23 protein-coding genes are annotated in these 23586 nt (G+C 40.0%); 16 read left to right on the forward strand and 7 right to left on the reverse strand.

Annotated features, from left to right (window positions below; genetic code table 11):
* Positions 1 to 36: 36 nt before the first annotated feature.
* Positions 37 to 240: a YlaI family protein gene (locus tag R2B77_RS03240; protein ID WP_203246099.1), complete on the reverse strand. Its 204-nt coding sequence runs from the start codon at positions 238 to 240 to the stop codon at positions 37 to 39.
* Positions 241 to 255: 15 nt separating this feature from the next.
* Complete coding sequence (locus R2B77_RS03245) at positions 256 to 756, reverse strand: hypothetical protein (RefSeq protein ID WP_203246100.1); 501 nt, start codon at positions 754 to 756, stop codon at positions 256 to 258.
* Positions 757 to 988: 232 nt separating this feature from the next.
* Here R2B77_RS03245 and R2B77_RS03250 point away from each other — a divergent pair, with 232 nt between their 5' ends.
* Genes R2B77_RS03250 through pyc form a run of 3 tightly spaced genes read left to right on the forward strand, consistent with a single transcriptional unit; the run spans position 989 to position 5952 of the window.
* Entirely contained in the window at positions 989 to 1270 is a 282-nt protein-coding gene (locus R2B77_RS03250; protein ID WP_203246101.1) for a DUF1507 family protein, read from the forward strand.
* Between the two features lie 60 nt (positions 1271 to 1330).
* Positions 1331 to 2515, forward strand: a complete 1185-nt coding sequence (locus R2B77_RS03255; protein ID WP_203246102.1) for an FtsW/RodA/SpoVE family cell cycle protein — start codon at positions 1331 to 1333, stop codon at positions 2513 to 2515.
* Positions 2515 to 5952, forward strand: coding sequence for a pyruvate carboxylase (pyc, locus tag R2B77_RS03260; protein ID WP_203246103.1), 3438 nt, complete (start codon positions 2515 to 2517; stop codon positions 5950 to 5952). The genes R2B77_RS03255 and pyc overlap by 1 nt, the downstream gene beginning before the upstream one ends.
* 197 nt (positions 5953 to 6149) lie before the next feature.
* Here pyc and R2B77_RS03265 read toward each other — a convergent pair whose 3' ends face one another.
* Positions 6150 to 7061, reverse strand: a complete 912-nt coding sequence (locus R2B77_RS03265) for a COX15/CtaA family protein (RefSeq protein ID WP_212391070.1) — start codon at positions 7059 to 7061, stop codon at positions 6150 to 6152.
* 325 nt (positions 7062 to 7386) lie between these two features.
* On the opposite strand from R2B77_RS03265, the gene cyoE reads away from it, so the two are divergent.
* The 7 genes from cyoE to R2B77_RS03300 all read left to right on the forward strand — a co-directional run bounded on the left by cyoE (position 7387) and on the right by R2B77_RS03300 (position 14005).
* Positions 7387 to 8304 (forward strand): heme o synthase, encoded by a 918-nt coding sequence (cyoE, locus tag R2B77_RS03270; RefSeq protein WP_203246104.1) that lies wholly within the window; start codon positions 7387 to 7389, stop codon positions 8302 to 8304.
* 98 nt (positions 8305 to 8402) lie between these two features.
* A complete protein-coding gene (coxB, locus tag R2B77_RS03275; protein WP_203246105.1) occupies positions 8403 to 9470 on the forward strand; it encodes a cytochrome c oxidase subunit II in 1068 nt (355 codons plus the stop codon).
* 44 nt (positions 9471 to 9514) lie between these two features.
* Positions 9515 to 11386 (forward strand): cytochrome c oxidase subunit I, encoded by a 1872-nt coding sequence (locus R2B77_RS03280; protein ID WP_203246106.1) that lies wholly within the window; start codon positions 9515 to 9517, stop codon positions 11384 to 11386.
* Positions 11386 to 12012: a cytochrome c oxidase subunit 3 gene (locus tag R2B77_RS03285; RefSeq protein ID WP_203246107.1), complete on the forward strand. Its 627-nt coding sequence runs from the start codon at positions 11386 to 11388 to the stop codon at positions 12010 to 12012. Before R2B77_RS03280 ends, R2B77_RS03285 begins: the two co-directional genes overlap by 1 nt.
* Position 12013: 1 nt before the next feature.
* Positions 12014 to 12361 carry a cytochrome C oxidase subunit IV family protein gene (locus tag R2B77_RS03290; RefSeq protein WP_203246108.1) on the forward strand — a complete coding sequence of 116 codons (348 nt, stop codon included), beginning with the start codon at positions 12014 to 12016 and terminating at the stop codon, positions 12359 to 12361.
* Between the two features lie 208 nt (positions 12362 to 12569).
* Positions 12570 to 13502 (forward strand): cytochrome c oxidase assembly factor CtaG, encoded by a 933-nt coding sequence (gene ctaG, locus R2B77_RS03295; protein ID WP_212391153.1) that lies wholly within the window; start codon positions 12570 to 12572, stop codon positions 13500 to 13502.
* Between the two features lie 41 nt (positions 13503 to 13543).
* Positions 13544 to 14005 (forward strand): DUF420 domain-containing protein, encoded by a 462-nt coding sequence (locus R2B77_RS03300; protein WP_203246110.1) that lies wholly within the window; start codon positions 13544 to 13546, stop codon positions 14003 to 14005.
* Positions 14006 to 14170: 165 nt separating this feature from the next.
* Here R2B77_RS03300 and ytvI read toward each other — a convergent pair whose 3' ends face one another.
* A complete protein-coding gene (ytvI, locus tag R2B77_RS03305) occupies positions 14171 to 15229 on the reverse strand; it encodes a sporulation integral membrane protein YtvI (protein WP_203246111.1) in 1059 nt (352 codons plus the stop codon).
* A gap of 124 nt (positions 15230 to 15353) precedes the next feature.
* Positions 15354 to 15719, reverse strand: coding sequence for a YugN family protein (locus tag R2B77_RS03310; RefSeq protein WP_203246112.1), 366 nt, complete (start codon positions 15717 to 15719; stop codon positions 15354 to 15356).
* Between the two features lie 347 nt (positions 15720 to 16066).
* Between R2B77_RS03310 and R2B77_RS03315 the strand changes: the two genes are divergently transcribed.
* The gene (locus R2B77_RS03315; protein ID WP_203246113.1) at positions 16067 to 17137 is read left to right on the forward strand and encodes a CAP domain-containing protein; all 1071 of its coding nucleotides are present in this window, start codon (positions 16067 to 16069) and stop codon (positions 17135 to 17137) included.
* A 10-nt stretch (positions 17138 to 17147) separates the two neighbouring features.
* On the opposite strand, the gene R2B77_RS03320 is transcribed toward R2B77_RS03315, so the two are convergent.
* Positions 17148 to 17879 carry an amino acid kinase family protein gene (locus R2B77_RS03320; RefSeq protein ID WP_203246114.1) on the reverse strand — a complete coding sequence of 244 codons (732 nt, stop codon included), beginning with the start codon at positions 17877 to 17879 and terminating at the stop codon, positions 17148 to 17150.
* 110 nt (positions 17880 to 17989) lie between these two features.
* On the opposite strand from R2B77_RS03320, the gene R2B77_RS03325 reads away from it, so the two are divergent.
* The 4 genes from R2B77_RS03325 to R2B77_RS03340 all read left to right on the forward strand — a co-directional run bounded on the left by R2B77_RS03325 (position 17990) and on the right by R2B77_RS03340 (position 21656).
* Positions 17990 to 19414, forward strand: coding sequence for a UDP-N-acetylmuramoyl-L-alanyl-D-glutamate--2,6-diaminopimelate ligase (locus tag R2B77_RS03325; protein ID WP_203246115.1), 1425 nt, complete (start codon positions 17990 to 17992; stop codon positions 19412 to 19414).
* 71 nt (positions 19415 to 19485) lie between these two features.
* Positions 19486 to 19929 carry a YlbF family regulator gene (locus tag R2B77_RS03330; protein WP_203246116.1) on the forward strand — a complete coding sequence of 148 codons (444 nt, stop codon included), beginning with the start codon at positions 19486 to 19488 and terminating at the stop codon, positions 19927 to 19929.
* Positions 19930 to 20500: 571 nt separating this feature from the next.
* Positions 20501 to 20785: a hypothetical protein gene (locus tag R2B77_RS03335; protein ID WP_203246117.1), complete on the forward strand. Its 285-nt coding sequence runs from the start codon at positions 20501 to 20503 to the stop codon at positions 20783 to 20785.
* A 136-nt stretch (positions 20786 to 20921) separates the two neighbouring features.
* On the forward strand, positions 20922 to 21656 hold the full coding sequence (locus R2B77_RS03340) for a hypothetical protein (RefSeq protein ID WP_203246118.1): 735 nt from the start codon (positions 20922 to 20924) through the stop codon (positions 21654 to 21656).
* Positions 21657 to 22253: 597 nt separating this feature from the next.
* Here the strand turns inward: R2B77_RS03340 and R2B77_RS03345 are convergent.
* On the reverse strand, positions 22254 to 23165 hold the full coding sequence (locus R2B77_RS03345) for a glycerophosphodiester phosphodiesterase family protein (RefSeq protein ID WP_203246119.1): 912 nt from the start codon (positions 23163 to 23165) through the stop codon (positions 22254 to 22256).
* Positions 23166 to 23311: 146 nt separating this feature from the next.
* Between R2B77_RS03345 and R2B77_RS03350 the strand changes: the two genes are divergently transcribed.
* Positions 23312 to 23584, forward strand: coding sequence for a YlbG family protein (locus R2B77_RS03350; protein ID WP_203246120.1), 273 nt, complete (start codon positions 23312 to 23314; stop codon positions 23582 to 23584).
* The last annotated feature ends 2 nt before the right edge of the window (positions 23585 to 23586 follow it).

The following is a 23586-nucleotide window of genomic DNA, read 5'->3' on the forward strand; positions in this document are numbered from 1 at the left end:
CCCCATTCAAAATTCATGACATCTGCCTGAATCTAGTTAGAAGTTTTTTTCGATTGAGTGCGAGCTGCGATGGAAAACAAAATTACCTGTCGCGATACGGGCACTTGTTTTATCGGCAATTCGATCATTGCAAGTTGGACACATATACGTATGAATGGGACGATTTCTCAGCGTTTTAGCAAGTGGTGCATCGTCTGGGAGTTGTCCAATTTCATCGCAAATTACACATTTAACGCGCATTGGAAGGCCTCCTCTTTAATCGATTCTAATCGAGCTGATATCACGAATAGGTGAGTCGCTGTTCGAACCATCTTTGAACAGAACATGTACGAGACCATTATTAATGAGTGGTTTGCCATCTTCGCTAAATTTGAAAATGAAGTCATCGGCCTGTTCAATTGGGAAAGAATGGACCGTGCCATCCGTAATTTCAAGGGAAATAGTTGTAGCATCAGCAGTGGGTTCGGCAATTTTTAAAAAATGACTGAACAAAATGCCATAAGTGCCTGTTAACACTTTTGTCTTTTCAAATTTCTTTTCAGTTTTTAAAGTTGGTGGAAATGTTGCACCTTCCATAATTTCACGTGACCAGTGCTTACCCATTTCCTTTTTATATTCTTCCATTTCGTCTTTTTCAACATGACTTTCTGTAAAGAAAGTTTTTAAGTCAATCCGGCGATCATCGAAAATCCAAACACCTGGATCAAGTGTTATAGCGTACCGTACTTTACCTTTAATCGGAATGATTGCTTCCAAGTTTATATCCCCCTACTAATCAATTACGCCCGGTGTAAGTATATCCCGAGACTTTATCTGAATTCAGATAAATACCTATTACCCTTTAGTATAACGCTTTACTACCCTTTCGAAAAGTATTTCTCACTAGATGGGAGACATTAGAGGGGAAACACTTGCATTTTCTCCTTTCAAAAGATACAATTTACTCAGAATAACCATTAAGAAATAAAAGGTTGATGGGGGCGTCCTCATGGAGATAGACTTACAAGAAACCTATCAGGAAAAGGCGTTGAAGCAACTTCAGGCCGATGCTGATAAAATTGCACAACTTATCAAAGTCCAAATGGACCATTTGACGATGCCGCAGTGCCCACTATACGAGGAAGTACTGGATACACAAATGTATGGTTTGGCCCGTGAAATCGATTTTGCCGTAAAGTTAGGTTTGATTGATCGTCAGGGCGGGAATGAAATTCTTTCTCTGCTTGAGAAGGAAATGACAATTTTGCACGAATTATATACGAAAAAATAAGCTGAAAACTCAAACTGACATAAAGGTTTGAGTTTTTTGTTTGAAAATGAGGTTGTCTGAATGAATACGTATGCTAAACGTTTTTTAAAAAACTTTGACTTTCCGCTATTTTTTACCTACTTAGTGCTATGTTTATTTGGACTTGTGATGATTTATAGTGCGAGTATGGGAGCTGCTGTTGAAAGATATAAAGCAGAACCGGATAACTTCTTCCAAAATCAGGTTTTAAATCTTGCGATTGCCTTTCCTGTCTTTTTCGTAGCATCTTTTTTCCCTTATAAAAACTTTAAACGAAAAAAAATAATGATTCTATCTGTATTAGGGATGTTTTTATTGTTGTTTCTTGTACATTTTATAGGCTGGGGAAAGGAAGAAGTGGGTGCGAGAAGTTGGCTTATAACACCATTTGGTAAGCTTCAACCATCGGAGGTTGCGAAGATTGTCATCATCATTTATTTCTCTAGTGTTTTTGCAAAAAAATACGAGTCTGGAACGATTGATAATATTAACCAATCCATCGCACCTCCTATTGCAATACTAATTGTAGCAGTTGGTTCGATTTTACTAGAAACAGATCTAGGTGGATCACTTATTATTGTCGTGGTCGCATTATCCGTTCTATTGGCAAGTGGGATTAAAAAACGAACCTTTCTTAAACTGAGTGGCATCATTTCGATTGGGGTGCTGTTCGCAGGCCTTATTTTATTTGTAAAGTGGAAAGATATTATGAACGACGGTAGACTAGGGCGTTTACTGTCCTTTACGAACCCGTTCGATTATGCACAAGGGTCTGGTTACCAAATATCGAATGGCTATATTGCAATCGGTACAGGTGGACTCAAAGGTCTTGGGCTGGGTAACTCCGTTCAAAAAATGGGTTATTTGCCTGAACCGCATACAGACGTTATTATGGCGGTCATTTCCGAAGAATTAGGATTAGTTGGAACGTTCATTGTCATCGGTGGACTTGGCTTCATCGTTATGCGCGCTCTATCGATTGCACTTCGAGCACAAGATCCGCAAGCAAGGATGCTAGCAGCAGGAATAGGAAGTCTTATCGGAATTCAAACATTCATCAATTTGGGCGGTCTAACGGGATTGATACCGCTTACAGGGGTAACCTTACCGTTTATTAGCTATGGCGGAACTTCAATTATTCTGTTATCTTTAGCTTTAGGAATATTAATGAACGTTTCCATGTTCGTTAAATATGAAAAAACAAATAGAAAAGGAAGTGCCTTGTGATGGAGAAAATTAAGAAAATCTTGGTTGCCAACCGCGGGGAAATTGCGATCCGTATTTTCCGTGCTTGTACCGAGTTGAATATCCCTACAGTGGGAATATATTCGACAGAAGACAGTGGGTCATTCCATCGCTACAAGGCAGATGAGTCTTATCTTGTGGGCAAAGGGAAAAAGCCAATAGATGCATACCTTGATATTGAAGGAATTATTGCACTGGCGAAAGACTCTGGTGCAAATGCTGTACACCCAGGTTATGGATTTCTTGCAGAAAACGTAGATTTTGCACGACGACTCGAGGAAGAAGGGATTATTTTCATCGGTCCTACTTCAAAGCACCTCGATATGTTTGGAGATAAAGTAAAAGCAAGAGATCAAGCTATCAAAGCAGGAATCCCTGTTATCCCAGGTACGGACGGTCCAGTAACATCTGTCGAAGAGGTTGCGACTTTTGGAGATACGAATGGCTATCCGATTATTATTAAAGCATCCCTAGGTGGTGGCGGACGTGGTATGCGAATTGTCAACGCTGCGGATGAAGTAGTGGAAGCCTACGAACGTGCTAGATCAGAGGCCAAGTCAGCATTTGGGTCCGACGAAGTATATGTTGAGAAGTATGTATTCCAACCGAAACATATAGAAGTACAAATACTTGGTGATATGCACGGCAATGTCGTCCATCTGTACGAACGAGACTGTTCGATTCAACGCCGTCATCAGAAAGTTGTAGAAATTGCACCTTCTATTTCACTCGAAGATGGCTTGCGGGAGCAGATTTGCGATGCCGCTGTAAAATTAGCCGAAAATGTTGGGTATATTAATGCGGGAACTATGGAATTCCTCGTAGCTGACGGCCGCTTTTATTTCATTGAAGTAAATCCTCGTATTCAGGTGGAGCATACCATCACTGAAATGGTAACAGGTATTGATATCGTTCATTCTCAAATTCATATTGCGGACGGAAAAAGTTTACATGAAGGTGAAGCAAGTATCCCGACGCAGGATAAGATTCCGTTATTTGGCTACGCGATTCAATCACGTGTTACGACGGAGGATCCGCTAAATGACTTTATGCCTGATACAGGTAAGCTGATGGTTTACCGGTCGGGTGGAGGATTTGGAGTCCGTCTAGACGCCGGTAATGGCTTCCAAGGCGCTGTTATTACGCCATACTATGATTCATTGCTAGTAAAAGTGTCTACATGGGGCATGACATTCCGCGAAGCTGCATCTAAAATGGACAGAAATTTACAAGAATTTAGAATTAGGGGAATTAAAACCAATATTCCATTTCTTGAAAATGTAGTGAAGCATAATAACTTCTTAACAGGGAATTATAATACGAGTTTTATTGATTCAACACCGGAATTATTCTTATTCCCGAATCGTAAAGACCGTGGAACAAAAATGCTGAATTATATTGGAAATGTCACGATTAATGGATTCCCAGGACTTGAGAAACAATCGAAGCCTGTATTCCATCCAGTTCGAAAGCCGGTAGTGGACTTACTGACAGCGCCTACGCCAGGAACAAAGCAAATCTTGGACGAGCGGGGAGCAGAAGGGCTTGTCAAGTGGATCAAAGAACAAGATGATGTGCTACTGACGGATACAACATTCCGGGATGCGCACCAATCGTTGTTGGCGACGCGCGTGAGAACTTCTGATATCACGGCCATTGCTTCTGAATCAGCAAGACTAATGCCAGACTTGTTTTCGTATGAAATGTGGGGCGGCGCAACATTCGACGTGTCCTATAGATTCTTGAAGGAAAGCCCATGGGATCGGTTATTGAAATTACGTGAACAAATTCCAAATGTGCTATTCCAAATGCTGTTCCGTGGTGCTAATGCGGTTGGCTACACGAATTATCCTGATAATGTTATCCGTGAATTTGTTAAAAAGTCAGCTGAAGCCGGAATTGACGTATTCCGAATTTTCGACAGCTTAAACTGGATCAAAGGTATGGAAGTTGCCATTGATGCGACGCGTGACGCAGGGAAAGTTGCGGAAGCGGCTATCTGTTACGCAGGGGATATTTTAGATGATTCTCGTGCGAAATACACGGTTAATTATTATAAAGAGATGGCGAAAGAGTTAGAGGCAGCAGGTGCCCATATTTTAGCGATTAAAGATATGGCTGGACTATTGAAGCCGGAAGCTGCTTACCGACTTATTTCAGAACTGAAAGCTACAGTAGATTTGCCAATTCATTTGCATTCACATGACACGAGTGGCAATGGTATTTACATGTATGCTAAAGCAATTGAGGCAGGCGTGGATATCGTGGACACGGCACTGGGAGCGATGGCGGGTCTTACTTCACAACCTTCAGCAGGCTCTCTTCATTATGCACTGCAAGGTGGGAAGCGCAATGTCCGAGCCAATGTGAAGTCGCTTGAAGACTTGTCCTACTATTGGGAAGATGTTCGAAAATACTACCAACACTTTGAAAGTGGCATGATGAGTCCGCATTCGGAGATTTATGTTCATGAAATGCCTGGCGGTCAATATTCAAACTTGCAACAACAGGCAAAGGCAGTAGGACTTGGCGAGCGTTGGGAAGAAGTTAAGGACATGTATTCTCGTGTCAACCTACTCTTTGGAGATGTTGTGAAAGTAACGCCTTCATCCAAAGTAGTCGGCGATATGGCCTTGTTTATGGTACAGAATGATCTTGATGAACAATCTGTCCTTGTTCGAGGGAAAACAATCGATTTCCCAGAATCAGTTATCGAATTTTTCGAAGGGTATATTGGTCAGCCTTATGGCGGATTCCCAGAAGAGCTTCAAAAAGTCATCTTGAAAGAGCGTGAAGCGATTACTGTACGCCCTGGTGAATTATTAGAAGATGTCGATTTTGAGAAATTAAGAAATGAATTGAACGAGAAGTTGGGTCGTCCAGTGACAAGCCATGAAATCCTTTCTTATGCGCTATACCCGAAGGTGTTCGATGAATATACGCAGACGAATAATCTATTTGGTGATGTATCTGTCATTGATACGCCTGAATTCTTGTATGGAATGCGCCTTGGTGAAGAAATTGAAGTAGAGATTGAAAAAGGTAAAACATTGATGGTTAAGCTCGTGTCTATTGGTGAGCCACAATCCGATGCAACAAGAGTCTTGTATTTTGAGATGAACGGTCAGCCACGTGAAGTGATTATTGAAGATATGAGCGTGGAATCTGTTACGATTCGCAAACAGAAGGCAGATCCTACAAACGAAGCGCATATTGCTGCGACAATGCCTGGCACAGTTCTAAAAGTGGCAGTTTCCAAAGGAGCAAAAGTGAAGAAGGGTGAACATCTCCTTATTACAGAGGCTATGAAAATGGAAACAACGATTCAAGCACCATTTGATGGTATCGTAAAAGATATTTACGTTTCAGCAGGAGAATCTATAGCTACTGGTGATTTGCTCATTGAATTGGAGCATTGATAGTAACACAACGACAGCACTCGGATAATAATTCCGAGTGCTTTTGTTATGTTGTAGGATAAATAGGGTATGGTGTTATGTATCAAGTAAAGGTGTGCACAATTCAAAATCCCAACGATCAATTATGCAGAGACGTAATTGATCGTTAAGGGAATAAAAAAGACTGTCTCTAAAAAAAGCAGACAGTCTTTAGCTAGTTATTTTTTTAGTCTACTTCTTGAAACAAGTAGTATCATATACGTTAATAAGCCAAATAATAACGTTATGAATAAAGAATGTAGTAAAGCGATATAAAGATTTAGTTTCGTCAGTACGACTAGCATCCCAGTTGTGGCTTGAAGAGCTACAATGATGAAGGCGATGATCCAACCCCAATAGATGACGCGCTGGTCTTTGTAATTGCGAATCGCGTGTACCATAATGATAGCTAACCAAATGATGATAATTGCTGCTGCAACTCGATGACTCATTTGTACCCACTCAAAAAGATTTCTGGGAAGTTCAAAGACATCATTACGGCAAAGTGGCCATTCTCCACACGCTAATCCAGATTCCGTATGGCGGACAAGTGCACCTGTATAAACAACAATATAGGAATACACGGATACGCCAATCGTATGCCATTTCATTTTCAGACCGATGTGCAACGTATCTGCATCGAATTTCTTGTCAACTTCAAAGATAAGAAGTGTTAGTAAAAGAACTGAGGCAAAGGAAATGAGTGAAATACCAAAATGCAGTGCCAGTATGAAATCGCCTTGTCCCCATAATACTTGAGCAGCTCCAATTAACGCTTGTAGAACAAGGAAAAACACGGCCATGGAAGCTAAAAATTTTGTTTCACGAATATGTCCCATTGCTTTCCAAGACCAAACCGCTAAAATTACAATAAATATACCGACGGCTCCCGTAACGAGTCGATGTGAAAATTCGATGAGTACTTCGGGAGTAATTTCATCAGGAATAAGTTGTCCGTTACAACCGGGCCAATGTCTACCGCAACCCATACCACTGTCGGTTTTTGTAACAAGTGCTCCACCTAATAGAATGAGTAGCATACCGACTGTTGAAGCAACTGCAAACCATTTTAAATACTTATTGTATCGCAAAAGAAAAACACCTTCTTTATAATTGTGACCATTGTACAAAAGGTCCCTGCTTTTCTGATGATAACGAAAATAGTGGGGAAAAACAATGACAAGCGATTAAAAATAGGTCAGTAGTCGCTCTTTTCACAAATTGTTCATAAAAAAGACGTTTTTACTTCACAAAAGGTATGTAGAAATGATTTACTATAGATAGAGTAAAGGAATACGTATGTAGTTATTCTGTAGGAGTAGAGCAAGAGTTTGTTTTTGCTATAGAAAAAGCACCTTCGTTTCGATATAGTTAGTTATAGTACTATTCACTAACACCTTTGAAAGGAGGGGAAATATGTCGAACAATAGAACTGTCTCTGCTGCTACTGAGTCGAATATTGCCACAACATCAGTATTAAAAGACTTTTTGGCGCTCATTAAAATTGGGATTGTCAATTCCAATATGATTACAACATTTACCGGTCTATTTTTAGCATTTCAATTCACAGGTAGAAACTTTCTTCACCATATAGATTTACTTGTATTTGCCCTCGGTGGATCGGGCTTAATTATTGCCGGTTCTGCTGCGCTCAATAACTTGATTGATCGGGATATCGATCCAATCATGACAAGAACTAAGTCTAGACCAACAGTTACTGGTCGATTCAAGGCATCTACCGTGTGGACACTTGCATTCACCTTTATCGTTTTAGGTGAAATTATGTTGTTTGCTGCGTCTCCAGCTGCCGCACTTTGGGGGCTTGCAGGGATATTTAGTTATGTTGTACTCTATTCGATGTGGTCGAAGCGTAGACACGTTAGTAATACCATTGTTGGTAGTATTTCAGGGGCCATTCCACCATTAATCGGCTGGGCGGCTGTAGAACCGTCACTTGGTGCAGGCGCATGGGCATTATTTTTAATTATGTTCATTTGGCAACCTCCACATTTTTATGCACTTGCGATGCGGAGGACGGAAGAATACCGTTCGGTGAATATCCCGATGCTACCTGTTGTGAAAGGCTTTACAAGAACAAAAAAATCCATGTTAGCATGGGTAGTATTTTTATTGCCATTACCGTTTCTACTCACGGAGCTCGGAATTGGTTTTCTCGTGCTTGCAACTGCGTTAAATCTCGGATGGCTTTATTTATCAGTTAGAGGATTCAAAGCGAAGGACGATTTGAAGTGGGCTTCTGCAATGTTTATTTATTCGCTGAATTACATGACAATCCTATTTGTCGCAATGATCATTTTTTCAATTTTCATCTAACATTTGGAATTCTTTCTTTTGACAGGAATTCATATAGAGAGGTCAACAGTCCTCAGTAATAGAAAAACATTTTTTAGAAAGAGAGGTATCATTAAGCTATGATGAAAGGACTCAAAAAGTGGCGTCTCTTTTCTCTATTGGCAGCTCTTACCGTGTTCTTGGCAGGGTGTGGTCAAGAAGAGCTATCTACGCTTCTGCCGGCTGGCGAAGTCGGACAGGATCAATTTAATTTACTGATGTTAACGGTAATAATCATGTCTGTGGTAATTCTTGTAGTAGTACTCATCTATGTAATTGCAATTGTCCGTTTTAGACGTTCAAAGCTAGGTGAAAAACATATTCCTGAACAAGTAGAAGGAAGTCATACATTGGAATTAGTTTGGACAATTATTCCGGTTATTCTAGTAATAATTCTCGCAGTTCCAACTGTTTATTACGCATATAAACTAGGGGATGTATCGGCAATGGATGCTGTTGACGAGGAAGGTGTTGCAGAGAACCTCGTCGTTGATGTAACAGCGAAGCTTTACTGGTGGGAGTTTGAATACCCAAGTCTAGGAATCGTAACTGCACAAGAATTAGTTGTACCAACAGATGAGAAAGTATACTTTAACCTGCTTGCTGCAGATGTAAAACACTCATTCTGGATTCCGGCAGTTGGTGGAAAGATGGATAATAACGTCGAAAACGTTAATAAGTTTTACCTCGTATTTGAAAAAGAGTCGAAAGATCTAAAAGATGGCGTGTTCTATGGTAAATGTGCTGAGCTTTGTGGCCCATCGCATGCACTTATGGACTTTAAAGTGAAGTCTTTACCACGTGCTGAATTTGATCAGTGGGTAACGGCTATGCAGGCGACAGATGATCGTGTTGCAGATGTAGCTACTAGCGAAGGTGAAGAGCTATTCAAAAACAACAGCTGTATTGGATGTCATGCAACTTCTGCTGTCGGTGAAACGGGAGCACAGGGGCCTAACTTAGCAACATTTGGCGACCGTAATCGAGTAGCTGGATTTATGGATCATACGACAGAAAGCTTGAAAAAGTGGATTGTCGATCCACAGCAATACAAACCGGGTAATCTTATGCCGGCAACGACTCACTTTTCTGATCAAGAACTCGACGCTCTTGCGGAGTATTTGATGGGACTTACTGTTGAAAAATAATTATTAAATGTTGTTAATGTGATTTTGAAGGGGAGGTAAACAAATTGAGTTCAGTTGCTCAAAAGAAAGGCTTTGGCGCAACGCTATGGGAATGGATGACGACGGTTGACCATAAGAAGATTGGTATCCTTTATCTCCTTGGTGGAGGATTCTTCTTCGTAGTCGGCGGTATTGAAGCCATGATCATACGTATCCAGCTTCTAAAGCCTAACAATGATTTCATCAGTGCAGGACTTTTTAATGAAGTAATTACGATGCACGGAACAACGATGATATTCCTGGCAGCCATGCCAATATTAATCGGTTTTATGAACGTTGTCATGCCGCTTCAAATTGGAGCACGTGACGTAGCATTCCCATTCCTTAACTCATTAGGTTTTTGGATGTTCTTCTTCGGTGGATTATTCTTGAACATTTCTTGGTTCTTCGGAGCTCCTGATGCAGGTTGGACATCTTACGCTTCACTGTCTCTCGCATCTGAAGGACATGGCGTTGACTTTTACGCCATTGGTTTACAAATAGCCGGTGGTGGTACGTTAATGGGGGGGATTAACTTCCTCGTAACCATCATTAATATGCGTGCACCAGGGATGACATACATGCGTATGCCACTCTTTACATGGACTACGTTTGTTGCATCAGCAATGATTTTATTTGCATTTCCACCACTTACGGTTGGACTGTTCTTCCTAACATTCGATAGAATGTTTGGTGGTAACTTCTTTGACCATACGATGGGTGGTAACACAATTATTTGGGAGCATATCTTCTGGATATTTGGTCACCCTGAAGTATATATCTTAATTTTACCGGCCTTCGGTATTTTCTCAGAGATCTTCTCTATTTTCTCTAGAAAACGTCTATTTGGTTATTCGGCAATGGTATTTGCCACTGTTTTAATTGGTTTCCTTGGATTCATGGTTTGGGCTCACCATATGTTTACAGTAGGTCTTGGGCCAACAGCAAACGCAATCTTCTCGGTAGCTACAATGACCATAGCGATTCCAACAGGTGTGAAAATCTTTAACTGGCTGCTTACCATTTGGGGCGGGAGTATCAAGGTTACAACGCCTATGCTGTATGCACTAGGCTTCATCCCATCGTTTGTAATGGGTGGAGTAACAGGTGTTCAAGCTGGAACAGCACCACTTGATTATCAGTTACACGATACGTACTTTATCGTCGCTCACTTCCACTATGTAATTGTTGGTGGGGTTGTCCTTGGTATTTTAGCTGGTGTTCATCTATGGTGGCCAAAAATGTTTGGAACAAAGTTGAATGACCTGTTAGGTAAAATTGAATTCTGGTTTTTCTTCATTGGTTTCCATATGACATTCCTTATTCAGCACTGGTTAGGACTTTGGGGGATGCCGCGACGCGTTTGGACATATATGGACGGTCAAGGTTATCAATTATCTAACGTAATCAGTTCGCTTGGAGCGTTATTCATGGCAATTGGTGTCACTACACTTGTTATAAATATCATTATTACAACGAAGAAAAATGTGCGTGTTGGTAATGACCCGTGGGGAGATGGACGTACACTGGAGTGGGCGATTTCATCACCACCACCGTTTTATAACTTTGCACAAACGCCATTGGTACGTGGACTAGATACGTATTGGATTGAAAAAATGGAAGGTAATAAATCAGGTATAACACCGGCTGAGCCTGTCTCTGACATTCACATGCCACATGGTTCGATTATTCCATTCTTCATGAGTTTAGGATTATTCATTGCTGGATTTGGTGCAATGTTCCGTACGGAATATGCATGGGGTCTACCAGTTCTTATTTTTGGTTTACTTTGGACATTCATCGCAATGTCACTCCGTTCTGTGAAGGACGACTTGGGTTACCATGTTAAAAAAGAAGATATTTTAAAGGACTTAAAACGTAAAGGGGGTCAAAACTAATGGATTTAAACAAAAAATTCACCCCTGAGACGTGGCCGGATCATCCGGAAAGAGCAACTTTGGAAGCAAAGAATAAGTTTGTTGGTTTCTGGCTTTTCCTTGGTGGAGAGACAATTCTATTCGCTACATTGTTTGCAACATACTTGGCATTGAAAAATAAAGGACCAAGTGGTTTTGATTTTTCAACCGAAAAACTTTTTGAATTACCACTTGTATTAGTGATGACAATGCTTCTTTTAACATCTTCTTTGACAAGTGTTTATGCGATGTATCATATGAAGAACTATGATTTCAAGAAAATGCAGCTTTGGCTTGCTATCACTGCATTACTTGGATTAGGGTTCTTAATGCTTGAAGTGTATGAGTTCGTTCATTATGTTGGACTGGGCTTCACTTTCGACAATAGTGCATTCAGTTCTGCATTCTATACGCTTGTTGGGACTCACGGTTTCCACGTAGCTATCGGGCTTGTCTGGATTACACTTCTCATTTTCCGTAATTCGAAGCGCGGATTGAACTTGTATAATGCGACGAAGTATTATACATTCTCACTATACTGGCACTTCATTGACGTTGTTTGGGTATTCATCTTCACTGTAGTCTATTTGATGGGAGTGATAGGTTAATATGGCGGACATTCAAGTTTACAAAAAGTCACCAGCTGAATTTGAGTTGGGGCGAAAACGTGCTAAGAGCGCAATGCGTAATCAGATTATGATGTTTTCTCTTATGATTTTCCTAACGCTTGTCTCATTTACAATGGTTACAGCATTTGAATTTGAAGTTGCAGGATTCTCGAAGTTCTTCATTATTCCAACGCTTCTACTGTTTGCAGCAGTTCAAGTCGCGTTACAATTGTATTACTTCATGCATATGAACGAAAAAGGGCATGGAGTTCCTCAAATGTTTATGTTTACGGGTGCGTTGCTAGCGTTCACATTTGTATTGACATTTGTTACAATCGTTTGGTGGTAATCAACAGTCACAAAAGCCTGTGGAGATTTTATCTTCTACAGGCTTTTCCTGTTTTAACTTGATTCAGACGGAGTTCAAGTCGAGCCTCTGGCGCAATTACGCGGCGGCGTAATTGATGTAGTAACAATTGTCATAGTTCGTACATTGAGTTACGGTGTTATTCGTTTTATAATGGAGAGAGACTAAACGAAGGGAGTCAACTACAATGATGCCTTTAAGCATATTTGGATTTCGTGCATTATGGAGCCCATGGTTTTTACTCATCGTTATACTGGGCATCGCATTGTATCTTTTTCTTGCTACAAAAATGCGTCATCGATTCGAAGGAACAGAATCACTAACACGCAAGCAGCTTGTGTCTTTTATTTTATCAATGATCTTACTCTATATCGTTAAAGGATCACCAGTCGATTTATTAGGGCATATTTTATTTACGATGCATATGGTGCAAATGGCACTACTTTTACTATTAGTTGCCCCGTTACTGATTATCGGAATTCCTAATTGGATGTGGAAAAAAGTATTTGACGTAAAAATGCTTAACAGGGTCATTAGTATTTTCACAAAACCGATTATTAGCGTTATTGTATTCGTTGGTATGTTTTCGATTTATCATATTCCAATTATTTTGGACAATGTAAAACTAAGTGCCCCATTACACACCGGTTTTACGGTTACATTATTTTTGGCAGCAATGCTGTTTTGGTGGCCGGTTTTGAATACATTAAAAGGACAACCACAGCTTCATGGGCTAAAAAAAATTGGTTATATTATTTTAAGTGCGATTTTAATCACGCCGGCCTGTTCACTGATTATCTTTGTAGACGTGCCTGTCTATGAAACCTATCAAAGTGGGGAATCATGGCTTAAAGCGATGGCGTTATGTGTGCCAGCGGGTACGCTTGCTGGGCTTTCAGGGTTAGGTATGTCAGGTCCAGAGATGTTTACGAATATGGCGACATTGACTGACCAGCAACTAGGTGGCATTCTTATGAAGGTTATTCAAGAGATTATTTATGTTGTTGTTCTAGGTAGCATTTTTATAAAATGGTATAAGGAAGAACAAGATAATGCAGAGGAAATTACGAAAAAAGCTTTGTCAGACCTTGAAGAACAACGATTAGCGATGCAACAACATTGAGCTAAATAGAGAATACGTGTAAGAAAAGGGGAACAGAACAAATGACTGTACCATTACTGCCAACAATTAGTACATTTTTGATTGTCCTTTCTGCGGTTTTGGTAGCAGTTGGATGGAGCCTTATTCGAAAAAAAAGAATAGAAGCGCATAAAAAAATGATGTTAGCAGCGGCAGCCTCAGCGATTCTTTTTTTAATTATTTACTTGTCTCGTAGTATTATTATTGGAAATACATCATTTGCAGGTCCAGATCATTTGAAAATCTACTATACGATTTTCCTCGTCTTCCATATTATTTTAGCGACCACAGGTGCTGTATTAGGGGCAATGATGATTTCTTGGGGCTTGAAAAATAATTTGGCAAAACATCGAAAAATGGGACCAATAGCAAGTATTATCTGGTTCTTTACTGCGATTACGGGCGTCGCTGTCTATTTACTCCTTTATGTTATTTATAAAGGTGGAGAGACGACATCAGTTTTTAGAGCAATTTTTGGTATATAAAAAACGCAGTCACAATATAAATGTGGCTGCGTCTTTTAATCAATTACGCCTCAGCGTAATTGCGTTGGGATTTTGAATTGTGCACAGCACAATTGACTCCCCTTAAAATCCCTAACATCCGCAGGAGGCTTAACTTGAATCAGCAAAAGAATTTGCCGATTCAAGTTAAATTCTAAAGTTCATTTTAATTATCCCTGCTTCACGAGCAGTCATTAGCAGTATCATGATAAAGGGACCGATGAATAAGCCGAAAATGCCAAATAGCTTTAGTCCCACGAACATCGTAACAAGTGTTGGTAGTGGAGATAGTCCAATTTGAGAACCCATTACTTTTGGTTCGACGGTTCGACGAATGATGAGTAAAATGACTGCAAGAATCGTTAACTTCGTTGCTGTACCAATATCTCCACTCATGTATAAATAAATTGCCCAAGGTGCCAAGATGATGATAGAGCCGAGAATTGGAATAATGTCGATAAACCAAATAACAAGCGTCATAATAATGGCGTATTTCGGGACAATGAGCAAGAGTCCAATGAATGTGACAATAAGGATAATGAAGCTAACAAGTAGCTGTGCTTTCAAGAAACCCAAAATGACGGAGTTAAGTTTGCTAATCATATAGCGAACTTTTTCAGCAGTCGAGGTAGTTAAATGCCTAAATAGCATTTTTTTTAACTCGGGTAGTTCGAGCATAAGAAGGAACAAGGCAACTAAAAAAACGATAAAGCTAACTAAGAAATTTGGGATTTCGGTCAGGAGCATTAGCATTTTGTCGTAATTGAATAAATTTAATATGGACTCCCTCATGGACTCAAAGATGTCCTTGAATTCTTTGCGAATGGGCTTGACAACCTCGTCGGGGAATATAGATGTAAATTGAAATAATTTACTTTGACTATCTATCCATAGCCCAGCTAATGAATTTAAATAATCAGGTACCATCTTTGTCACCTTAATCATTTTGCCGATGAGTTGTGTAACCGTGTAATAAAGGAGGAGACTAAAAGCGGTTACTATAAAAATAAAGACAGAAGTAACTGAGATTTTCCGTTTCCATTTCCATTTCTTTTGTACAAATTGAACAAGTGGTTCAATGAGTATTGCCATAAGGAGTGCGGAAATAAGGGGAAGAGAAACTGGAATAATAAAAATGACAATAAGAATTGCAATGATTATACCTATCATTAAGATGAAATTACGTTTTGTAAGCCATTTTGCCAACAGTCATTCCCCCAAAGTATCCGACATATCTCGTACAATCATGCCCAATTTGTAAGAATTTCATTAGCTCAGCTTATAAATAAAAAACCGAAGACAATAAAGTCTCCGGCATGTCGTTTATCAATTATTTCTTTAGATTATGAGGTAGTAACTCAGCGTGTACAGCTTTCAAAGTTGCAACGCAATCTTTGACAAGACTTTCAGGGAAATATTCGTCTTCGCCGTATTCTACACCATGCGGGTAGTAATGCTTGCCAATGACTGGTTTTTTAAGAATCATATCAGCGTGACGTGAATCAACATTACCATCAATTGTGTAACTGAAAACACGCAAATAATAAGTTCCTTCTTTAATTACATATTTTTTATCAAATGTTGCTCTTTCGTAGTCCCACTGACCTCCACGGATCAGATTGTGTTTTAGCATAATGTCATCAACGATTGCTAGGTCGGCAACAATATTTTCGATGCCTGTATCTTCAATATACATAGTTCGTATCCTCCTTATATATCGTTCAGCCACTTCCCTATACCTATTAATAATAGAACAAATCGCCAGTAGTTGCAATGACAACATTGTGTCATCATTTTAATTTACTTCAACGAAGTTCTCGATTTCTATATTTGGATGGATGAATGTCGGAAATGTATTTCATTCAGTGAGATTCAAAGCTCGGCCGAATCAAATTACGCCGGAGTGTAATTGTTTTGTTAAGAATAAGTCAAAGCTCAACATTTTTATTGCTTTGACGAAGTATAATAAAAGAAGGAATCATTTTGAGGATGAACTAGTGGTGAATGAATTAAACTACCTATTGTTGAAAGTGGTGCGGAAAAATGAAAGTACTTTGGAAAATAGCGCTGCTACTCATTGTTGTGTTAGCGCTTTTTTATAGCATGGATAATCGGATGAAGGAAAATAAACCATTGGAGTCACCAGTGAAGCATGGAGTAGCCATACCAGTACCAGGTACGAATAATGGCCAATTACCAGTGCAAGAAGCGAGACCGGATGCTGGCTTATCCTTATTTATTGGACTATCAACAGAGGAGCTTATTAGTGAAAAGGGGAAACCAGACAGGATTGAGCCATCTGAATATGGCTATGACTGGTGGATTTATAACAGAGACCTACGCTTCATGGTTGGGGTAGTTGATGGACATGTGAACCAAGTGTACACGGCAGATATCGATTCCGATGTCGTTCCTTTTAAAATTGGGCAGGAAGCGCAAGATATTTATCGCGTGACAATTGTAGAAACGGAAGTAGTTACAGCGATAGATGACAATGTGTATACATTCACATTGAATGGAGATGACGTAAAAACTCGGTTGCTCATCGAGTATGAGGGAGTCTATGCGCAATTGTATATTGATAGCGTCGATGAAACACTTGAGGCAGTGCGTTTTATCGATCCGATAACACTTGTTCTCCACCAGCCCTATGATATGTCGTATATGGGTGAAATTGTAACACCCTCCCGTCCTTCAGCGAATATGCAAATAGAGGTAGATCGTTCTATGGAGCGTCAAATTTTTGAGCTAACGAATGTGTATCGTAAAAAACATAATGCGAATGAAGTGTTTAGCGATTACTATTTAGGAGAGGTAGCTCGGAAGCATAGTGAAGATATGGCCCTACAAAATTATTTGTCGCATGAATCACCTGAAGCAGGTAATTTAGCAAATCGTTTAAAGGAGGCAAAAATTGAGCAGCGCAAAGCAGGAGAGAATATTGCTGCTAACTATGTAGATGCAATAGAAGCTGTCCATGGTTGGCTAAATTCCGCTGCGCATCGTGATGTTTTGCTCGATAAGGATTTTACGCATCTTGGGACGGGGGTATATAGCAAATACTACACACAAAATTTCGTTCGGATGGCAAATGAAGAAAAAAGGCAGCGGTAAACGTCGCTGCCTAAGGCATAACCCACGTGCCTGACTCTAAACTAGCGATACCTCGTATGTAAAGAGGTGTCGCTGTTTTTATTGCATGAAGTGCTGCACGTCTTTGAATAATTGGTCTGTCGCAGTCAAGCAGTACGAGAAATTCGTCCATAGTTAATTGATCTAGCTTGTGGTAATTTTCGACTTCACGGGGATCATGTGTCATGACGCCTGGTACATCTTTGAAGAACTCGACATGTGAGGCTTGGAGTGCGCCAGCTAGTGCAATAGCAGTCAAGTCACTGCCACCTCTGCCAAGTGTCATGACATGACCTTCTTTGTCCATGCCTTGAAACCCTGGGATGATGATGCAGTGCGTCTGTTCAAGACTTTCAATGATTGCAGAAGTGTCGATATGACTAATGGTGCCGTCCCCGAAATTCCCAGCTGTCCATATTCCGGCCTTAACGCCATGCAGGATGGTATTTGCGACACCCGCCTGAGCTAATTCTGCGGATAATACTGCAGCCGCAATTAGTTCGCCACAGGAGGCAACAAGGTCGCTTGCAGCTGTAGAGGCTGAGAATGCTTCCGTAAGTTGTAACAGGCTGTCTGTTGAATAAGGATCGCCGTAGCGACCAATTGCAGAAACAACAATGACAACTTCTCCAAACTTCTGAAGTCCTTCTTTTATATGGTCTATGCAATTCGATCTCATCATTTCATCTTTCATCGCAACTCCACCAAATTTCTGGATAATCATAAAGGCTCCCAACTTTCTTCGTGACGTTCATTGCGTTTAATTCATACGATAAAGTATGTTCGCTCTCAATATATTCGCAGTCGTAGAAAATGTTCGGGAAGGGGAGAGTGGTGCTGCTTTTAACGGAGCTTTTAAAAGACTGGCCTTGCACGATAAATGGAGGCAATATTAGAACACGAGTCACGGGGATTACCGAAAATTCGCAACGTATAAAAAAAGGGTTTGTTTTTGTAGCTAGGAAAGGGGGGCATGATGACGGAGCACTTCATATTCAACAAGCAATTGAGCAAGGAGCTGCTGTGATTGTTATTGATCGGACAGATTTGACAAAATTACCGATTGACGTCCCAGTTGTCATCGTGCCAGATTGTAAGTTGTTCATAGCGCATGCGAGCGCCCGTCTTGCTGGTTATCCGGCTAGACGTATGAAAGTGATTGCGGTTACTGGAACGAACGGTAAAACGACAGTGACTCATTTTATCGGTCAATTATTGAAATGCTTTGGCAATCGTCCAGCGGTTATTGGAACGACTGGTGTTTTTATGGATGGCATTAAACTAGAAATCGACAGTCCGCAAATGACGACGTTACCCGCTGAATACCTTCATCCTTTATTGGAAAAATGTGAGGAAGCAGGGGTTACACATATTGTACTAGAAGCCTCGTCGATTGGATTGGTCACTAATCGCCTGGCATATTGCGAAATTGATGTCGGTATTTTGTTGAATATCGGTACGGATCATTATGAAGAGCATGGTGGTAAGCTTGCTTATATACAAGCGAAAAAGCGACTTAGCGAGATGGTAGCAACTATGATTGTCAATCGGGAGGATGAGCAATGTCTGCAGATGGTGCAGGATGCGATAGTTCCAGTCGTTTCCTTTGGGATGACGCCGTTTGCAGATATTTATGTACCGGATTTATATAAATATTTTGTGATCAGGGGGCATTATAATTATTTGAATGCACTTGCGGCAATTAGTGCACTTACCGTCTTTGGCTACAAATTGGAGGATATTGTCCAGCATTGTCAGCAGCTCCAGCTTCCAGAAGGAAGATTACAGCAGTTGGAACGAGATGGTGTGAAGGTTTATATCGACTACGCGCATACGCCAGATGCACTCCAAGCGGTGTTATGTACACTTTCAACTTCTTGCTACGGTAAATTGATAACGGTCTTTGGCTGTGGCGGTGAGCGCGATAAAGGGAAGAGGGCGGAAATGGGGGAGCTTGCCGTCCTCTATTCGGCAAATGTAATTGTAACATCCGATAATCCGAGAAATGAAGACCCGCTCGCCATTATTACAGATATATTGGAAGGGTTCGGGGGAGATTGTTCAGCTGTTGAGGTGATGCTCGATCGAAAACATGCTATTCGCAAGGCGATTTTTAGTGCGGCACCGGGGGATACTGTGCTTATTGCTGGTAAGGGACATGAAAAAACGCAGCACACAGCAGATGGACTGCTGCCGTTTTCCGATTTTGAAGAAGCGAGGCTCGCCCTTTTTGAGAAAACTTTTTTAGATTTTAACTGAATTCAATCATCCGTAGGTGCATATTGGCTTGCCCATCTGTTATGATAATCTGTGATGGGAGGGATCATTATATGATGATGACCGGCGAGTGGATGACCATCATTGAGCAGGCTGAAGGGCTAGCTGAGATGTTGCTTTCTTCAGATGTGGTAGCAGAGTACCGCAAGGCTTATGATGATGTTTATTCAGATGCTGCACTAGCCGCAGAAATACAGGCATTTACAGAAATGAAGGAACGATATGAGGAAGTTCAGCGATTCGGAAGATATCATCCGGATTATAATATAGTAATGAAAAGTATTCGTGTTCAAAAACGTGATCTCGATATGAACGAACAGGTTGCTGCACTCCGATTGGCAGAAAATGATGTCCAATATCTATTCGATCAAGTCGGTTCAATTGTTGCGAAATCAGTGTCGGATACGGTGAAAGTGCCAGTGGAAAGTGCATTCTATTCAGGGTCATCTTGTGGGGATGGTTGTGGTACGGGGGGCAGCTGTTCGTGTTCTGCTTAACAATAAACAACTTTGTTTGATTTTGTGTTCTATTACTTTGGAACGCATTGGATTGAATGACTGCTGTACAATGACCGTTTTTTTAAGTAGGGAGGAATGTGACTACGTCGCATTCCTCCCTACTTTTCGGTAATCGTTTGGCTGACATTCATACACTGCTCTCCAAAGGAAATGCGACACAAAGTGCTAATGCTTTTTAGGAATAAGAGAACAGAGTAATTCTAACTACGTAAAAGCGGCCAAAAATACAATTTTGGCCGCTGTCGTTTTTATTAATGGCTTTTTCCATTGTTATTTAAGGAAATATTTATTACAGCCAATGAAATATACAATTTTTTACATGTTTTTCACAGCAGAATGATAAACTGTTTACTTTTTCAAACCTTCTAGATGACCAAAGATAAGAAATTATATTTTTTGAATATAAAAGCGTTATACTCGTTGTACAATTTTGATTAGTTTCAGGAAACAATTTACTGCAATTGGGTCAATTTGTTGCAATTATGGAACTATTCACTATCTCATTCCGTCTTAATTAATAAGAATTTTTAGTGTGAATGGAGGTATAATTGTGTGGTTAATATTAGGACTTATTGCAATAATAGCAACTTGTATAAATCTTTATATGTATGGAACAGGCAAAGATTATAAATTGGCAATGGCAATGGGATTATCATTTACAGCACTAACACTTGTTGCGGAATACAGTATGGTGTCCGATTGGGTAAATGTGGAAGACTGGTCTGCTTTATTAGATGTAGTGCCCGCGATGGAAACAGCGTTATGGGTTTTAACGATTATATCGATTTTATTAAATATTACTCCTATACTTTTAGAGCTGAAAAATAAAAAATAATTACTTATTGTCGCATCATTTATATAATGTGCAATTATTGTGTAAATCTTTACGTATAGCTAACGGGCGCGTTTGTTTTATAACTTTGTGCTGCAATCGGGCTATTATATGTAGTATACCAGTGAGGAGAAATCATATGAGTCCAAGTGAACTGATCTACTTTTTTGTGATTGGAGTTGCAGTAGTAATTGCAATAATAATTTTGTGGTTTATTTTTAGAAGGAAAAGAAGAGTAGGAATTGTGTTAACTAGCATCCTAGTCTTAGGATTTATCGGATACGTTCTCTATTTTCCTACGTTGAAAACGAATAAGCATTCTGAGGCGTATGAAATCGTAAGTGATTATCTAGATAAAAACTATCCCAATAGGGTATTCACGGTTGTACCGGAACATTATGAAGCTGGATATACGGTTGGTAATTTCGATGTAAATGATATAGAGACGCCAACAATCGGTGTGATCTTGCGAGTCGATAAAGATGAAGTAACAGAAATAGGAACTTGGTCAAATCTCGAATATCCGACACAGCAAGAGCTTTGGCGAGAAATCCAATCGTATTATGAAAGTCCTTATTCGTTAAATAAAGACCTTGCGGAAATAACTAAAATAGATGAATGGATTGATGGTGAGCTGACAGCCTTTGCATTAACTATTGATGATATGCCTGCCATTGCCCTATTTAATTACTCAAAAGCAGGCTATGGCTTATTGGAATTACAGGAAGGAGAGCGTGAAGGTTACGTTATTATTGAAAAAGAGGGTTATGTATTTATCTATGCAGATGAACGCTATCAAGGAAAAACAGTTTCAGCAAATTTGGTAAATAGTAAGGAATTCACATTGAACGTGGACCAGAAAAAAGTCGATTAATTGTTGAGAAACAGAAGTAATCATTATCTTGATCCTCCGCAATCGGGCGCGATTGTTGTAGATCATAAGCATAATTCCTCTCTGGAAATACGGATTCATTAGGCTTTTTCACCTTTTAAAATCTTAACATTAACGATGTAATTCCCCTTTTTGGCGTTACCACATTGTTAAATGTGTTGGTGGCAAGGGGGAATTTCATGATAATCGCTGGAAAACAACATGGCAGAAGTGGTATATCTCTAATCAAGTGTAACTTTTCATTAACTTTACGAGAATTTAAGAATCGAATACTTTTTTCAACGTGCTATAGTTCCCGAAATTTCATCTTCGGGAACTTACTCACTATACACAAATAAATCTGTTCCCTTCTTCCCAAGAAACAGTATTTTTCACTTGGTTATTGTAGGTATGCGACAGGCAATGATGTACAACAAGATGACCGAAAAAGATGTGTCTAGAAATGACGAAGTCATTTCTAGACACATCTTTTTCACGTTTATTCTGTCGTCCATCAATTGCCGAAAGCGAACTGGAAATGATCCAGTGAAAAAGGTTGCCTGTATATCGGACAGTCGATATGCAGGCAACCTTTTTGTTTTATTCACCGATATGCTCCTGAATAATTTCCATGACCATAGTTGGTCGATCTGTGATGAAACCGCTTGCGCCTATAGATAATAACTTAATGAATGAATCTCTATCAGTAACATCCTCGAAATAAACGCGGACGTTTAATTGTTTCAGGAAATGGATAAAACCTTCTGTGCCGAGTGGAAAAATACCTAATTTTTCAGAAACCCTAAACAAATCGGCACGTGGACTATATAAATGACCTAATTTACTTGTAAAAGCTGCATAGGCTTTTTTTACTTCTCCATCTCCCGCCCCCGTAGCCACTCGGTTTTGAGCGTATAAATTGAATCGGTCTATTTGCTCGTCATAAGATCCCGTTACAGTCACACGATCCTCAACACCAAGCTCATTGAGAAGCCTCCACAGTTTAGATGGCATTAAACTTCCTTCATATGTGTCGGGCGAATCTTTTAGATTAATGGCGATTAACATGTGCGGGAATTGTTCTAATAGCTCGCGTAAGGTGACAATACTTTCACCTAGCCCGCGATAAGGATAATGACCAGCATCATCTTCAAAACGATAGCCTGCATCTGCTTTTTTTAATTCGCTTAGTGTGTAATCGGTAATTCTTCCAGAGAAATCTGTAGTCCGATCGGCAAATTCATCATGAAAGACAATAATTTCTTCATCTTTTGTTAAACGAATATCAACGGCAAATCCATGCACGCCAAGTTCAGCTGCTTTGGAAAAAGCAGCTAGTGTATTTTCTGGTGCTTCTGAACGTCCACCCTGATGAGCGAGAACGACTGGTTTGTCGAAGTCGAGTGCTTCTTTTCCTTCACGTGGAATAGGTTTTGCGACCACTTTAGAAGCGGCCCAAGCAGCGACGCTTGCCGCACCTACCGTGAGAGCTACTTTTGTTTTTCTACCCATTAAGGATCCCCCTCGTTTACATATACTTTTTTATTATAAGGCATAAGAATGATGCTGTCAGCAATGTAATATGAGGATACAGTGAACTTATTGCCTAGTTTCGTATTCCTATGGTATTGTATGGGATAAGGAAAGAGGGGAAATCTATGGTCGAACGACAAGGAATTATTGTCTATCTTCAACATTTAAAACAGGCAAAATCATTTCGGAAATATGGGCATGTCCATTATATATCTCGTAAGATGAAGTACGTTGTCCTTTATTGCAATATGGAGGATGTCGATACTGTCATGAGCAAAATAGAACGTCTTCCTTCAGTGAAAAAAGTGCTACCATCCTATCGACCTTTCGTGAAAACAGAATATGAAAATGCCAAGCCGGATAAGGCGAAGGAATACGACTATAAAGCTGGATTGTAAAA

The organism is Sporosarcina beigongshangi, assembly GCF_033485195.1.
GTDB classification, from domain to species: domain Bacteria; phylum Bacillota; class Bacilli; order Bacillales_A; family Planococcaceae; genus Sporosarcina; species Sporosarcina beigongshangi.

Coding starts and splice junctions, on each gene's coding strand:
- R2B77_RS03255 (WP_203246102.1), top strand. CDS start 1,331: ATGAATACGTATGCTAAACGTTTTTTAAAAAACTTTGACTTTCCGCTA.
- ctaG (WP_212391153.1), top strand. CDS start 12,570: ATGCCTTTAAGCATATTTGGATTTCGTGCATTATGGAGCCCATGGTTT.
- coxB (WP_203246105.1), top strand. CDS start 8,403: ATGATGAAAGGACTCAAAAAGTGGCGTCTCTTTTCTCTATTGGCAGCT.
- R2B77_RS03340 (WP_203246118.1), top strand. CDS start 20,922: ATGAGTCCAAGTGAACTGATCTACTTTTTTGTGATTGGAGTTGCAGTA.
- R2B77_RS03330 (WP_203246116.1), top strand. CDS start 19,486: ATGATGATGACCGGCGAGTGGATGACCATCATTGAGCAGGCTGAAGGG.
- R2B77_RS03250 (WP_203246101.1), top strand. CDS start 989: ATGGAGATAGACTTACAAGAAACCTATCAGGAAAAGGCGTTGAAGCAA.
- R2B77_RS03300 (WP_203246110.1), top strand. CDS start 13,544: ATGACTGTACCATTACTGCCAACAATTAGTACATTTTTGATTGTCCTT.
- R2B77_RS03290 (WP_203246108.1), top strand. CDS start 12,014: ATGGCGGACATTCAAGTTTACAAAAAGTCACCAGCTGAATTTGAGTTG.
- R2B77_RS03310 (WP_203246112.1), bottom strand. CDS start 15,719: ATGTATATTGAAGATACAGGCATCGAAAATATTGTTGCCGACCTAGCA.
- pyc (WP_203246103.1), top strand. CDS start 2,515: ATGGAGAAAATTAAGAAAATCTTGGTTGCCAACCGCGGGGAAATTGCG.
- R2B77_RS03350 (WP_203246120.1), top strand. CDS start 23,312: ATGGTCGAACGACAAGGAATTATTGTCTATCTTCAACATTTAAAACAG.
- R2B77_RS03345 (WP_203246119.1), bottom strand. CDS start 23,165: ATGGGTAGAAAAACAAAAGTAGCTCTCACGGTAGGTGCGGCAAGCGTC.
- R2B77_RS03285 (WP_203246107.1), top strand. CDS start 11,386: ATGGATTTAAACAAAAAATTCACCCCTGAGACGTGGCCGGATCATCCG.
- R2B77_RS03240 (WP_203246099.1), bottom strand. CDS start 240: ATGCGCGTTAAATGTGTAATTTGCGATGAAATTGGACAACTCCCAGAC.
- R2B77_RS03315 (WP_203246113.1), top strand. CDS start 16,067: ATGAAAGTACTTTGGAAAATAGCGCTGCTACTCATTGTTGTGTTAGCG.
- cyoE (WP_203246104.1), top strand. CDS start 7,387: ATGTCGAACAATAGAACTGTCTCTGCTGCTACTGAGTCGAATATTGCC.
- R2B77_RS03320 (WP_203246114.1), bottom strand. CDS start 17,879: ATGATTATCCAGAAATTTGGTGGAGTTGCGATGAAAGATGAAATGATG.